Source organism: Geodermatophilus obscurus, from assembly GCF_900115395.1.
Lineage (GTDB): Bacteria > Actinomycetota > Actinomycetes > Mycobacteriales > Geodermatophilaceae > Geodermatophilus > Geodermatophilus obscurus_B.
This window is the reverse complement of record NZ_FOWE01000007.1, coordinates 99,260-111,909: the sequence shown is the minus strand read 5'-3', so window position 1 is coordinate 111,909 and position 12,650 is coordinate 99,260. Positions and strand designations below refer to the sequence as shown.

Below are 12,650 nucleotides of genomic sequence, written 5' to 3'. Positions count from 1 at the left end.
CCGGGCGGATCGCGGGCCGGACGTCGGACCTCCGGGTCGGGCGGAGGGTAGGGACGCCGCGGTTCGGCCGGGGGTGCGGCCGTCCCCGCGACCGGGACCCCCGGGTCCGCGCCGCCGCGTCCCGCCGCAGTGCCACTCCCCGGCGACGGAGGGTGTGCGTTGTCCGCCCGCGGCTGGGCGAGGATGGCCGGGTGGACACCGGACCGGCCCCCGCCCGCTCCGACGTCGACCGCTCCGACGTCGACCGCTCCGACCCCGCCGGGCGCGCCTGGGTGGACCGGGCGGTGGCGATCGTCGAGGCCGACGCGCTGCGCAGCGCCGACACCCACCTGCTGGTGTACCCGCTGCCGCCGGAGTGGGGCGTCGACCTGTACCTCAAGGACGAGTCGACGCACCCGACCGGCAGCCTCAAGCACCGACTGGCCCGCTCGCTGTTCCTGCACGCGCTCTGCTCGGGCTGGATCACCGAGGGCAGCACCGTCGTCGAGGCCTCCAGCGGGTCGACGGCGGTGAGCGAGGCCTACGTCGCCCGGCTGCTCGGCCTGCCGTTCGTCGCGGTGATGCCCGCCTCGACCAGCCGGGAGAAGATCGCGCTGATCGAGCGGCAGGGCGGGCGGTGCCACTTCGTCGAGCGGGCGGCGGAGGTCTACGACGAGGCGCGCCGGCTGGCCGCCGAGTGCGGCGGCCACTACCTCGACCAGTTCACCCACGCCGAGCGGGCCACCGACTGGCGGGGCAACAACACGATCGCCGAGTCGGTGTTCCAGCAGATGGCCCTCGAGCGCCACCCGGTGCCCGAGTGGGTCGTCGTCGGGGCGGGGACCGGCGGCACGAGCGCCACGTTCGGCCGGTACCTGCGCTACATGCGCCACCCGACGCGGCTGGCCGTCGTGGACCCGGAGCACTCGGCGTTCTTCCCCGGCTGGGTGGAGGACGAGCCGGCGTGGACCACCGGCGCGCCCTCGCGCATCGAGGGCATCGGCCGCCCGCGGATGGAGCCGTCGTTCCTGCCCACCGTGGTCGACCGGATGATCCGCGTCCCCGACGCCGCCTCCCTCGCCGCGGTGCGCCACCTGGAGCGGGTCACCGGCCGGCGCGCCGGCGGCTCGACCGGCACCAACCTGTGGGGGTCGTTCCGGCTGGTCGCGGAGATGGTGGCCGCCGGGCGCACCGGCAGCGTCGTCACCCTGCTCTGCGACGGCGGCGAGCGGTACGGCAACACCCTGTACTCCGACGCCTGGGTGGCCGCCCAGGGACTCGACTCTGCACCCCACGCGGCGGTGCTGGAGGAGTTCACCGCGACCGGCCGGTGGGCGGGGTGACCGGGCTCACCGGCACCCCGGCGCGCTGCCCCGTTACCCGGCAGTAACCTCCATCATCGGAGCCAGGCGGGCCACAGCCCGCGTCCCCCATGACCGACTGCGGAGGTAGGTCTGGCGATGAACATCGTCGTTCTGGTCAAGCAGGTCCCCGACTCGGGCACCCAGCGTTCGCTGGACGCCTCGGACAACACCGTCGCCCGCGCCACCGCGGACAACGTCATCAACGAGATCGACGAGTACGCCATCGAGGAGGCCCTCCAGGTCAAGGAGGCCCAGGGCGGCGAGGTCACGATCCTGACCGTCGGCCCCGCCTCGGCCACCGACGCCATCCGCAAGGCCCTGTCGATGGGCGCGGACAGGGCCGTGCACGTCGTCGACGACGCCATCCACGGCTCGTGCGCGATTCAGACCTCCGGCATCCTCGCCGCGGCGCTGCAGCAGATGGACTACGACCTGGTTCTCACCGGCGCCACGTCGACCGACGGCCAGGTCGCGGTCATGCCGGCCCTGCTCAGCGAGCGGCTGGGCATCCCGCAGCTGTCGGGCGCCCAGAAGCTCACCGTGGAGGGCTCCACGGTCAAGGTCGAGCGGCAGACCGACGGCGGCTTCTGGGCCCTGGAGGCCCCGATGCCGGCCATCGTGTCCACCTGGGACACCATCAACGAGCCGCGTTACCCCTCCTTCAAGGGGATCATGGCCGCCAAGAAGAAGCCGGTGGAGACCAAGTCGCTGGCCGACCTCGGCATCGACCCCGCCACCGTGGGCCTGGCGACCGCCACCAGCGCCGTCGTCGACGTCACCGGCCGCCCGCCGAAGGGCGAGGGCGTGAAGGTCACCGACGAGGGCGACGGCGCGCAGAAGCTCGTGGGCTTCCTGGCCGAGCAGAAGCTCGTCTGACCGGCCCGGACCTAGCGAACAGGAGAGGCGAACACCCATGGCAGAGGTCCTGGTCCTCGTCGAGCTGAACCCGGCCGACGGCACCGTCCGCAAGGGCACCCTGGAGGCACTCACCGCCGCGCGTGCGCTCGGTGAGGTCTCGGCGGTCGTCGCCGGTGGCCCCGGGGTCGCCGCCGGCGTCCGTGAGCAGCTGGCCGAGTACGGCGCGGCGAGGGTCTACGTCGCCGAGTCCCCCGAGATCGACGAGTTCCTCGTCGCCCCCAAGGCCGAGGTCCTCGCGCAGCTGGTGCAGCAGGTCTCGCCGGCCGCCGTCGTCATCCCGTCCTCCCCGGAGGGCCGGGAGGTCGCCGGCCGGCTGGCGCTCAAGACCGGCAGCGGCTTCCTCACCGACGTCACCGAGATCGCCCCCGACGGCACCGCCACCCAGGTGATCTTCGCCGGCGCCCAGATCGTGCACTCCCGGGTGACGACCGGCACGCCGATCTACACGCTGCGCGGCAACTCCGTCACCCCCGAGCCGGCGCCCGCCGCCGCCGAGGAGGTGCCGGTGCAGGTCCAGCTCTCCGAGCAGGCCAAGCAGACGCGGGTCGTCGACAAGGTCGTCGAGATGAAGAGCAACCGGCCCGAGCTGACCGAGGCCTCGATCGTCGTCTCCGGCGGCCGCGGCGTGGCCAGCGCGGAGAACTTCGCGATCATCGAGGCGCTGGCCGACTCGCTCGGCGCGGCCGTCGGTGCCTCGCGCGCCGCGGTCGACTCCGGCTTCTACCCGCACAGCTTCCAGGTCGGGCAGACCGGCAAGACCGTCTCGCCGCAGCTCTACATCGCCGTCGGCATCTCCGGTGCCATCCAGCACCGCGCCGGCATGCAGACGTCGAAGACCATCGTGGCCGTCAACAAGGACGCCGAGGCCCCGATCTTCGAGCTGGCCGACTTCGGCGTCGTCGGCGACCTGTTCCAGGTCGTGCCCGCCGCCACCGAGCAGATCGCCGCCCGCAAATGAAGGACCTCGCTGCCCCCCACGCCTCGCTGACGCTCGGCGCGGGCCCCTGCAGCGAGGCCTGAACAGCACAGTCGAGCGCCGGTCCCTCGCGGGGCCGGCGCTCGACGCGTTCCGGGACAGGACGAGACAGGTCAGGAGGACGGGCGGGACGTGGACGGGCCCGAGGCCGACGGGGCGAGCATCTGGGACGCCGCCCACCGGCGGACGACGATCGGCCTGCTCACCCTCGTCACCCTCGTCGCCTTCGAGGCGATGGCGGTCGGGACGGCGATGCCGCGCGCGGTCGCCGAGCTGGACGGCGTCGCCTGGTACGCCTGGACGTTCAGCGCCTTCCTCGTCACCTCGGTCGTCGGCATGGTCGTCGGCGGCGAGGTGGGGGACCGGCGGCCACCGGGACCGGGCGTCCTCGCCGGCGTGCTGGTGTTCGCCGCCGGACTGGTCGTCGCCGGCGTCGCCCAGCACATGGCCGTGCTCGTCCTCGGCCGCGCGGTCCAGGGACTCGGGGCCGGCGTGGTCATCGTGCTGCTCTACGTCGTCGCCGGGCGGTCCTACTCCTCCCGGCTGCGCCCCCGCCTCTTCGGCGCGTTCGCCGCGGGCTGGGTCCTGCCGGCGCTGGTCGGGCCGCTCGCGGCCGGCCTGGTCACCACCCACGTCGGCTGGCGGGCGGTCTTCCTCGGGCTCGTGCCGCTGGTCGCGGCCGGCCTCGCGCTGCTGCTCACCGCCGGTCCCGGCAGGGCGCCCGGCGGTGAGGCGGCGCCGCGCGGGCGCGGCCGGGCGGCGTGGGCCGTGCTGGCGGGCACCGGCATCGCAGCGCTGCAGTACGCCGCCCAGCGACTCGACCTCGCCGCCGTCGTGATCGCCCTCGCCGGTGCGGCCGGTCTGGCCGTGGCGCTGCGCCGGCTGCTGCCGAGCGGCACCGTCCGGGCCCGTGCCGGCATCCCGGCCGTGGTCGCCTCGCGCGGCCTGCTGGCCGGGGCCTTCTTCGGCATGGACGCCCTGCTCCCGTTCGTCCTGACCGAGCAGCACGGGTGGAGTGCGGCCACCGCGGGGCTGCCGCTGACCGCGGGCGCCGTCGGCTGGGTGGTCGCCGCGCAGCTCCAGGGGCGGCGGCCCGACGTCCCGCGCCAGCGGGTGCTCCGGCTCGGCTGCCTCGTGCTCGCGGCCGGCCTCGCCGCCACGGCGGCGACCGCGGTCCCCGCGTTGGGGGGCTGGCCGGCCTACCTCTCGTGGGCGGTGGCCGGGGTCGGCATGGGGCTGGGGATGCCCAGCGTCGGCGTCCTGTTGCTGGACCAGTCCCCGGAGGCGGAGCGCGGGGCCAACTCGGCGGCGCTGCAGATCTCCGACGTCACCGCGTCGGCCCTCTGCGTCGGGCTGGCCGGCGTCCTGGTGGCCGGGGCCGCCGAGGGGCGTGGCCCGCTCTGGCCCGCGGTGCTCGCGGCGGTCGCCGGGCTGACCGTGCCGGCGCTCCTGGGCGCCCGGGTGGCCGGCCGCACCGTCGCCCCGGCTCGGGCGAGCGGGTCGGTCGTGCGCGACTAACCTGGGCCGGTGACCTACCTCGACCACGCGGCGACCACGCCGGTGCTCCCCGAGGTGCTCGCCGCCATGACCGAGCAGTGGGGCCGGGTCGGCAACGCCTCGTCGCTGCACGCCAGCGGCCGCGCCGCGCGGCGGGTCGCCGAACAGTCCCGCGAGCGACTGGCGGAGGCGCTGGGCGCCCGCCCGTCGGAGGTGCTGTTCACCGGCGGCGGGACCGAGAGCGACAACCTCGCGGTCAAGGGCATCTACTGGGCGCGCCGCGAGGCTGACTCCCGGCGGCGCCGGCTGGTGATCAGCCCCGCCGAGCACCACGCCGTCCTCGACAGCGCCGAGTGGCTGGCCAAGCACGACGGTGCCGAGATCACCTGGCTCGGCCTCGAGCCCACCGGGCGGGTGACGCCGGCGGCGCTGGCCGACGCGCTCGGCGACGGCTCCGACGTGGCCGTCGTCAGCGTGATGTGGGCCAACAACGAGATCGGCACGGTCAGCGACGTCGCCGCCCTGGCCGCGGTGGCCCACGACGTCGGGGTGCCGGTGCACACCGACGCGGTGCAGGCCGTGGGCCAGGTGCCGGTCGACTTCGCCGCCAGCGGGGTCGACGCCCTCACGCTGACCGGGCACAAGCTCGGCGGGCCGATGGGCGCCGGTGCGCTGCTGCTGCGGCGCGACGCCGAGTGCATGCCGCTGCTGCACGGCGGCGGCCAGGAGCGCGACGTCCGTTCCGGCACCCTCGACGTCCCGGCCATCGTCGGCCTCGCCGTCGCGGCCACCACCGCCGTCGCCGCCCGCCCCGAGCGGGCCGTCCGGCTGGCGGCGCTGCGCGACCGACTGGTGGCCGGGGTGCTCGAGCAGCTCCCCGACGCCAGGCTCAACGGCGCCCCGCTGGACGACGTCCTCGCCGGTGGGCCCGGGCGGCTGCCCGGCAACGCCCACCTGTCCTTCCCCGGCGCCGAGGGCGACGCGCTGCTCATGCTGCTCGACGCCCGCGGCATCGAGTGCTCCACCGGCTCGGCGTGCAGCGCCGGGGTGGCCCGGCCCAGCCACGTGCTGACCGCGATCGGCGCCGAGGCCGACCGGGCTCGCAGCTCGCTGCGCTTCAGCCTCGGTTCCACCAGCACCGACGCCGACGTCGACGCCCTGCTGGCCGTCGTCGCCCCCGTGGTCGAGCGCGCCCGCCGCGCGGGGACGGGGCGGTAGTGCGCGTCCTCGCCGCCATGAGCGGGGGAGTGGACTCCGCCGTGGCCGCCGCGCTGGCCGTCGACGCCGGTCACGACGTCACGGGCGTGCACCTCGCGCTCTCGCCCGACCGGCAGACGCTGCGCAGCGGCGCCCGCGGCTGCTGCAGCGTCGAGGACGCCCACGACGCGCGCCGGGTCGCCGACGAGCTCGGCATCCCGTTCTACGTGTGGGACCTCGCCGACCGGTTCCGCGAGGACGTCGTCGACGACTTCGTCGCGGAGTACGCGGCCGGCCGCACGCCCAACCCGTGCCTGCGCTGCAACGAGAAGATCAAGTTCACCGCGGTGCTCGACCGGGCGCGGGCGCTGGACTTCGACGCCGTCGTCACCGGCCACCACGCGCGGCTGGCGGACGGGCGGCTGCGCCGCTCGGTCGACGCCGCCAAGGACCAGTCCTACGTGCTCGGCGTGCTCACCTCGCAGCAGCTCGCCGGGGCGCTCTTCCCGCTGGGGTCGATGACCAAGGACCGGGTGCGCGCGATCGCCGCCGAGCGCGGGTTCGCCGTCGCCACCAAGCCCGACTCGCACGACATCTGCTTCATCCCCGACGGCGACACCCGCGGCTTCCTCACCCGCCGGCTCGGCGCCCGTCCCGGCCCGGTCGTCGACGCCGCCACCGGCGCCACGCTCGGCACGCACGAGGGCACCCACGGGTTCACCGTCGGGCAGCGGCGGGGCCTCGGTGTGGCCGTGGGGGACCAGCGGCCGCGGTACGTGCTGTCCATCGAGCCGGTCAGCCGCACGGTGACGGTCGGGACCGCCGACCTCGCCGGCGTCGACGTCGTCCGGACCGGCCCGCCCACCTGGACCGGCCCGGCCCCGCGGCTGCCGCTGCGGGCGGAGGTGCAGCTGCGCGCCCACGGCACCGCGGTCGCCTGCGAGGTCACCGCGGGCGTGGACGGCGGGCTGAAGCTCGCCCTGGCCGAGCCGCAGCGCGGCGTCGCCCCCGGGCAGTCGGCGGTGCTCTACGCGCCCGACCCGGTGCTGGGGGACCTGGTGCTGGGCCAGGGGACGGTCCGGTCGTGACCGGTCCGGTGCCCTGGGGCGGGGCCACGGGCGTCGGGTCGCTGCCCGGGACCGACCCGGCGGAGGCGCTGCGGATCGTCCTCGGCGAGCTGCCGGACCTCCCGCACCTGCCCGAGCTGCCCGCGCGCGGCCCCGGTGCCGACCTGATCGGGCGCAGCGCGGCGCTGCTGGTCGACCTCGCCGTCGACCTCACCCCGGCCGGGTGGCGGCTGGTGCCCCGCGGCGGGATCGACCTGCGGCGGGCGCAGGAGACGATGGCGCGCGACCTCGACACCCTGCACGACGTCGCCGGGGCCCACCGCGGGCTGTTCAAGGTGCAGGCGGCCGGGCCGTGGACGCTGGCCGCCGGGCTGGAGCGGGAGCGCGGGGAGCGGGCCGTCGTCGACCCCGGCGCCCGGCGGGACCTGGCGCAGTCGCTGGCCGAGGGCGTCGCCGCGCACGCCGCCGCCGTCGCCGCGCGGCTGCCCGGTGCCCGGGTCGTCGTCCAGCTCGACGAGCCCTCGCTGCCCGCGGTGCTGCAGGGCGGCCTGCCGACGGCGAGCGGCTTCGGCAGGCTCCCGGCGGTCGCCGCGCCCGACGTCGAGGCCGAGCTCGCCGCCGTCGTCGCGGCCGTGCCCGGACCGGTGGTCGTGCACTGCTGCGCGGACCGGGCACCGCTGGACCTGCTGCGGGCGGCCGGTGCGGACGCGCTGTCGTTCGACCTCGGCCTGGTGCAGGACCTCGACGCGCTCGGCACCGCCGTCGACGCCGGCACGCACCTGGTCACCGGCGTCGTCCCGGGCACCGACGTCCCGCTGCCCTCACCCGCGGCGACGGCGTCGCGGCTGCGGGCCTGGTGGCGCGAGCTCGGCTTCCCCGCCGACGACCTGCACGCGGCGGTCACCCTCACCCCGTCGTGCGGCCTGGCCGGCGCCTCGCCGTCCTACGCCCGGGCGGCGATGACGCACGTCCGCGAGGCCGCGAGGTACCTGCTGCCGGAGTGAGCACGAACGGGTGAGCGCGGCGGGTGTGCCGTCGTAGCCGCCGGATACCGTCCCCTGCGTGAGCACGGACGCCGGAGTCGACACCCCGCACGTCGCCGCGACCGCCGACCGTCAGGACCTCACCGAGGTGCCCGACGCCGCGCGCACCCGCCACCGGGACCTGTCGGAGGAGCTCGACCGCTACGCGTTCGCGTACTACGTGCGCGACGAGCCGCTGGTCAGCGACGGCCAGTACGACGAGCTGATGGCCGAGCTGAAGGCCGTCGAGGCCGAGCACCCGGGGCTGGTCACGCCGGAGTCGCCGAGCCAGAAGGTCAACGGCGGCTTCACCGCCACCTTCGCGCCGGTCGCCCACCTCGAGCGCATGCAGAGCCTGGACAACGTCTTCGACAGCGACGAGCTGTCGGCGTGGGCCGGCCGGGTCACCCGCGACGCCGGGGCGGGCGTGACCTGGCTGTGCGAGCTGAAGGTCGACGGCGTCGCGGTGGCGCTGGTCTACGAGAACGGCCGGCTGGTGCGTGCGGCCACCCGCGGCGACGGCACCACGGGCGAGGACGTCACCGCGAACGTGCGCACGATGGACGACGTCCCGCAGCAGCTCACCGGTGACGACGTGCCCGAGCTGCTCGAGGTCCGCGGCGAGATCTACTTCCCGATCGCCGGCTTCGCCGACGTCAACGCCGGGATGGTCGAGCAGGGCAAGGCGCCGTTCGCCAACCCGCGCAACGCCGCGGCCGGATCGTTGCGGCAGAAGGACCCGCGCGTCACCGCGTCCCGGCCGCTGCGGCTGGTGGTGCACGGCCTCGGGGCGCGCCGCGGCTTCGACGCCGAGCGGCAGTCGGAGGCCTACGAGCGGCTGCGCGCGCTGGGGCTGCCGGTGAGCAGCCGGTACGAGGTCGTCGGGGACCTCGAGGCGGTCCGGGCCTACGTCGAGCGCTACCGCGAGCAGCGGCACTCGGTGGAGCACGAGATCGACGGCGTCGTCGTGAAGGTCGACCAGGTCGCGCTCCAGCGGCGGCTGGGCTCGACGGCGCGGGCGCCGCGCTGGGCGATCGCGTTCAAGTACCCGCCGGAGGAGGCGACCACCAAGCTCCTCGACATCCGGGTGAACGTCGGGCGGACCGGCCGGGTGACGCCGTTCGGCTACATGGAGCCGGTCAAGGTCGCCGGGTCGACCGTCCAGCTGGCCACCCTGCACAACGCCAGCGAGGTGCGGCGCAAGGGCGTGCTGATCGGCGACACCGTCGTCATCCGCAAGGCGGGTGACGTCATCCCGGAGATCCTCGGCCCGGTGGCCGCCGCCCGCACGGGCGACGAGCGCGAGTTCGTCATGCCGACGCACTGCCCCGAGTGCGGCACCGAGCTGCGGCACGAGAAGGAGGGCGACGCCGACATCCGCTGCCCCAACGCGCAGTCGTGTCCGGCGCAGCTGCGGGAGCGGGTGTTCCACGTCGCCGGCCGCGGTGCCTTCGACATCGAGGTGCTCGGCTACGAGGCCGCGATCGCGCTGCTCGCCGAGCACCTGCTGGAGGACGAGGGCGACGTCTTCGACCTCACCGAGGAGAAGCTGAGCCGCACCGCGTTCTTCACCAAGAAGGACGGCACCCTGTCGGCCAACGGACAGCGGCTGCTGGCCAACCTGCAGGCCCGCAAGGACGTCCCGCTGTGGCGGGTGCTGGTGGGGCTGTCGATCCGGCACGTCGGCCCGACCGCCGCGCAGGCGCTGGCGCGGGACTTCCGTTCGCTCGACCGCATCATGGCCGCCTCGGAGGAGGAGCTGGCCGCCGCCGACGGGGTGGGCCCGACGATCGCCCGGTCGGTGGGCGACTGGTTCGCCGTCGACTGGCACCGCGAGGTCGTGGAGAAGTGGCGTCGGGCCGGGGTGCGGCTGGCCGACGCCGGCGAGGACGCGGCGCCGGGGCCGCTGACCGGCGTCACCGTCGTCATCACCGGCTCGCTGCGCGACGTGTCCCGGGACCAGGCGATCGCGGCGGTGCAGGAGCGCGGCGGGAAGGTGACCGGCTCGGTGTCGAAGAAGACCGGCTTCGTCGTCGTGGGGGCCGACCCGGGCAGCAAGTACGACAAGGCCGTGCAGGTCAAGGCGCCGATCCTCGACGACGACGGCCTGCGGGTGCTGCTCGAGGAGGGGCCCGACGCCGCCCGGGCGGTGGCCACGATCGGCGACGGCAGCGAGCCCGCGGAGGAGTGACGCGGAGCGGCGGCCCGCGGGCACGTGCGGGAGGGGATGCGGGTAGGGGAGTGGTCCATCCCCCCGGAAGGACCACCGCGTGCAGCTGCCCGATGCCCTGCTCGACCTGCTCCGCCGTCCGAGCCCCTGCTTCCTCGCGACCCTCATGCCCGACGGCTCGCCGCAGATGACGCAGACCTGGGTGGACACCGACGGGCGCGACGTCTTGATCAACACCGTCCGGGGGCACCAGAAGGCCCGGAACGTCGAGCGGGACCCGCGGGTGGCGTTGAACGTGGCCGACCCCGACGACCCGAGCCGGTACTTCGAGGTTCGCGGCCGCGTCGTCGAGGTCACCGAGGACGGGGCCCGGAAGCACATCGACGAGCTCTCCCAGCGCTACATCGGTCGGCCCTATCCGTGGTTCGGGGGCCGGGACCAGGTCCGGCTCCTCGTCCGGATCGCCCCGGACACGGTGACGTCACCGCGCGGCTGAGCCGCGGCACGCCGCGCTCCGTCCCTCAGTAGGGCGGTGGGGTGGTGGCGGCGGTGAGGCCGGTGGGTGTGGTGACGGTGAGGGTGCCGTCGGGTGTCATGTGGTGTCGCCAGCCGGGTGCCTGGTGTTTGCCGCGGTGGTGGCCGGTGCAGTAGCCGGTGAGGTTGGCCGCGTCCGTCTGGCCGGTGGGCCAGGGGGTGGTGTGGTCGAGTTCGCCCTGCTTGGGGACGGGGCGGCGGCAGCCGGGGAAGCGGCAGCGGCGGTCGCGGGCGCGGACGTGGCGGTCGAGGGCGGCGCCGGGCCGGTAGCCGCCGCTCGGGCCGGGTGGGGTGAGGCCGGTGCCGGCGCGGTCAGCGCGGTGCAGGGCGGGCAGGTCGGTGAGGGCGAGCAGGGCGCCGGTGAGGGCGTCGGTGAGCAGGAGGCGGGGCCGGTCGGCGAGTCCGCCGCCGGCGGTGGCGCCGAGCAGGCCGGCGAGGGTGTCGCGGGCCCGGCCGGTGGCCGCGTGCAGCTGGGTGAGGGTGTCGGGGGCGGCGGTGACCCGCCCGGCGGGGCCGGTTGCCCAGGTGGTCTCGTCGGTGGTGTCAGCGCGTCGGGCGGTGGCGACCAGCCGGGGGGCGTGGCCGAGGGCCTGCTGGGCGGTGAGCACGGCGGCGCTGGCGTCGTCGACGGCGGCGTCGGCGCGCGCCCACCAGCCGTCGGGCACGGTGGGGTCAGGTGCGGCAGGGCTGTCGATGACCGGTGGCGGGTGGTCCTCGTCGGGGGCGTCCGGTGGCGGTTCGGCGTCGAAGTCCCCGGCGAGGATGCGGTCCTCCAGCTGCTCCGCCCACAAGGCGAAGTCCTCGTCCTCGCTCAGCGCCGGACCGGCAGCCGTCGCGGTGCCGGCCGGGGTGGTGTCGGCCGGCGCGGGATCGGCCGGAGTGCCGTCGGCCGGAGTGCTATCGGCCGGAGTGCTATCGGCCGGCGTGGTGTCGTGCTGCGCGGTGTCCGTGGTGGTGACGAGGGGGTGGCCGGTGAGCGCGGCGAGCAGGGTGCGGACCATCTCGGCGGGCACGACCTGCCCGTCGATCTCGCACGGCTGGTCCCCGCCGAGCAGGGCACCGATCGGGGCGACGACGTCGAGGGTCACCTGCACCGGCGGCAGCGCGGACTCGGTCGGGCGCAGGACCAGGTCGAGCAGGCAGTCGGCCATCTTCTGCCCGCGGGTGCGCCCGTCCTCGGGCAGCGCGTCGGCGTAGGCACCTAGCGCTGCCATCAGCGCGGCGGCCTCCGGCGTGGTGAACAGCGCCGACACCACGCTCATCCCCTCGACCCGGTCGGGCCGCACACTGACGCCGCGCTGGCGGACGGCGCGGGCGAGGTCGTCGGCGGCGGAGCGGGCCGCCCGCTTGAGCACCTCCCGCCGCGCCTTGTCCCGCAGCTGCGCCGGCGTGGTCACCCGCCCGGCCGCCCAGGTGAGCAGGTCACGCTCGACCGCGGCGCGCAGCGCGTCGTCGGCGATCGGCGCGACGTGGTCCAGCAGCGGACCCAGGTGCCCGGCGTGCAGGACCCCGTCCTCGAGTGCGGTCAGCGTGCCCGGCAGCCGGTGCACCAGCGTCAGTGACCGCTCCAGCAACACCTCGGCCGCGCCCGAGCTGACCGACAGCGCCACGACCAGCTCCTGGGTGGCCCACTCACTCACCGGCCGCAGCACGTCGGCCCGCCCGGCCCACCGCTCGGCCGACATCGCCCCCGGCGACCCCTGCGGCCGATCCACCGACGCCGGCCGCGACGCCGCGAACTCCGCCACCGCCCGCGCCCGCACCGCCGTCTGCCGCCCGATCTCCCGATCGGCGGCCTGCACCGCCCCCAACGGACCGCACGACAGCCCGACCGGCGGAGCAGCTGCAGCGGTCAGCACGTCGTCCACGCCACGACGCTACGGGTGACCACCGACAGAAAGGCGCAGCTCGGCGGCCTGAAGCGTC

Annotated in this window: 10 protein-coding genes; 9 read left to right on the top strand and 1 reads right to left on the bottom strand. The window is 75.7% G+C overall.

Annotated elements, in window-relative coordinates:
• The first annotated feature begins 191 nt into the window (after positions 1-191).
• The 9 genes from BM165_RS14955 to BM165_RS14915 all read left to right on the top strand — a co-directional run bounded on the left by BM165_RS14955 (position 192) and on the right by BM165_RS14915 (position 10,686).
• On the top strand, positions 192-1,322 hold the full coding sequence (locus tag BM165_RS14955) for an L-cysteine desulfhydrase Cds1 (RefSeq protein ID WP_075014354.1): 1,131 nt from the start codon (positions 192-194) through the stop codon (positions 1,320-1,322).
• 117 nt (positions 1,323-1,439) lie between these two features.
• Positions 1,440-2,219 carry an electron transfer flavoprotein subunit beta/FixA family protein gene (locus BM165_RS14950; protein ID WP_075014353.1) on the top strand — a complete coding sequence of 260 codons (780 nt, stop codon included), beginning with the start codon at positions 1,440-1,442 and terminating at the stop codon, positions 2,217-2,219.
• A 37-nt stretch (positions 2,220-2,256) separates the two neighbouring features.
• Positions 2,257-3,219: an electron transfer flavoprotein subunit alpha/FixB family protein gene (locus BM165_RS14945; RefSeq protein ID WP_075014352.1), complete on the top strand. Its 963-nt coding sequence runs from the start codon at positions 2,257-2,259 to the stop codon at positions 3,217-3,219.
• A gap of 150 nt (positions 3,220-3,369) precedes the next feature.
• Positions 3,370-4,755, top strand: coding sequence for an MFS transporter (locus BM165_RS14940; RefSeq protein ID WP_075014351.1), 1,386 nt, complete (start codon positions 3,370-3,372; stop codon positions 4,753-4,755).
• A gap of 9 nt (positions 4,756-4,764) precedes the next feature.
• A complete protein-coding gene (locus BM165_RS14935; protein ID WP_075014350.1) occupies positions 4,765-5,952 on the top strand; it encodes a cysteine desulfurase family protein in 1,188 nt (395 codons plus the stop codon).
• Entirely contained in the window at positions 5,952-7,019 is a 1,068-nt protein-coding gene (gene mnmA, locus BM165_RS14930) for a tRNA 2-thiouridine(34) synthase MnmA (RefSeq protein ID WP_075014349.1), read from the top strand. Before BM165_RS14935 ends, mnmA begins: the two co-directional genes overlap by 1 nt.
• A complete protein-coding gene (locus BM165_RS14925; RefSeq protein ID WP_075014348.1) occupies positions 7,016-8,002 on the top strand; it encodes a methionine synthase in 987 nt (328 codons plus the stop codon). The genes mnmA and BM165_RS14925 overlap by 4 nt, the downstream gene beginning before the upstream one ends.
• Before the next feature lie 58 nt (positions 8,003-8,060).
• Positions 8,061-10,211, top strand: coding sequence for an NAD-dependent DNA ligase LigA (ligA, locus tag BM165_RS14920; RefSeq protein WP_075014347.1), 2,151 nt, complete (start codon positions 8,061-8,063; stop codon positions 10,209-10,211).
• Between the two features lie 79 nt (positions 10,212-10,290).
• On the top strand, positions 10,291-10,686 hold the full coding sequence (locus BM165_RS14915; protein WP_075014346.1) for a PPOX class F420-dependent oxidoreductase: 396 nt from the start codon (positions 10,291-10,293) through the stop codon (positions 10,684-10,686).
• 25 nt (positions 10,687-10,711) lie between these two features.
• Here the strand turns inward: BM165_RS14915 and BM165_RS14910 are convergent, their stop codons facing one another.
• Positions 10,712-12,592 carry an HNH endonuclease signature motif containing protein gene (locus tag BM165_RS14910; RefSeq protein WP_075014345.1) on the bottom strand — a complete coding sequence of 627 codons (1,881 nt, stop codon included), beginning with the start codon at positions 12,590-12,592 and terminating at the stop codon, positions 10,712-10,714.
• Between the last annotated feature and the right edge of the window lie 58 nt (positions 12,593-12,650).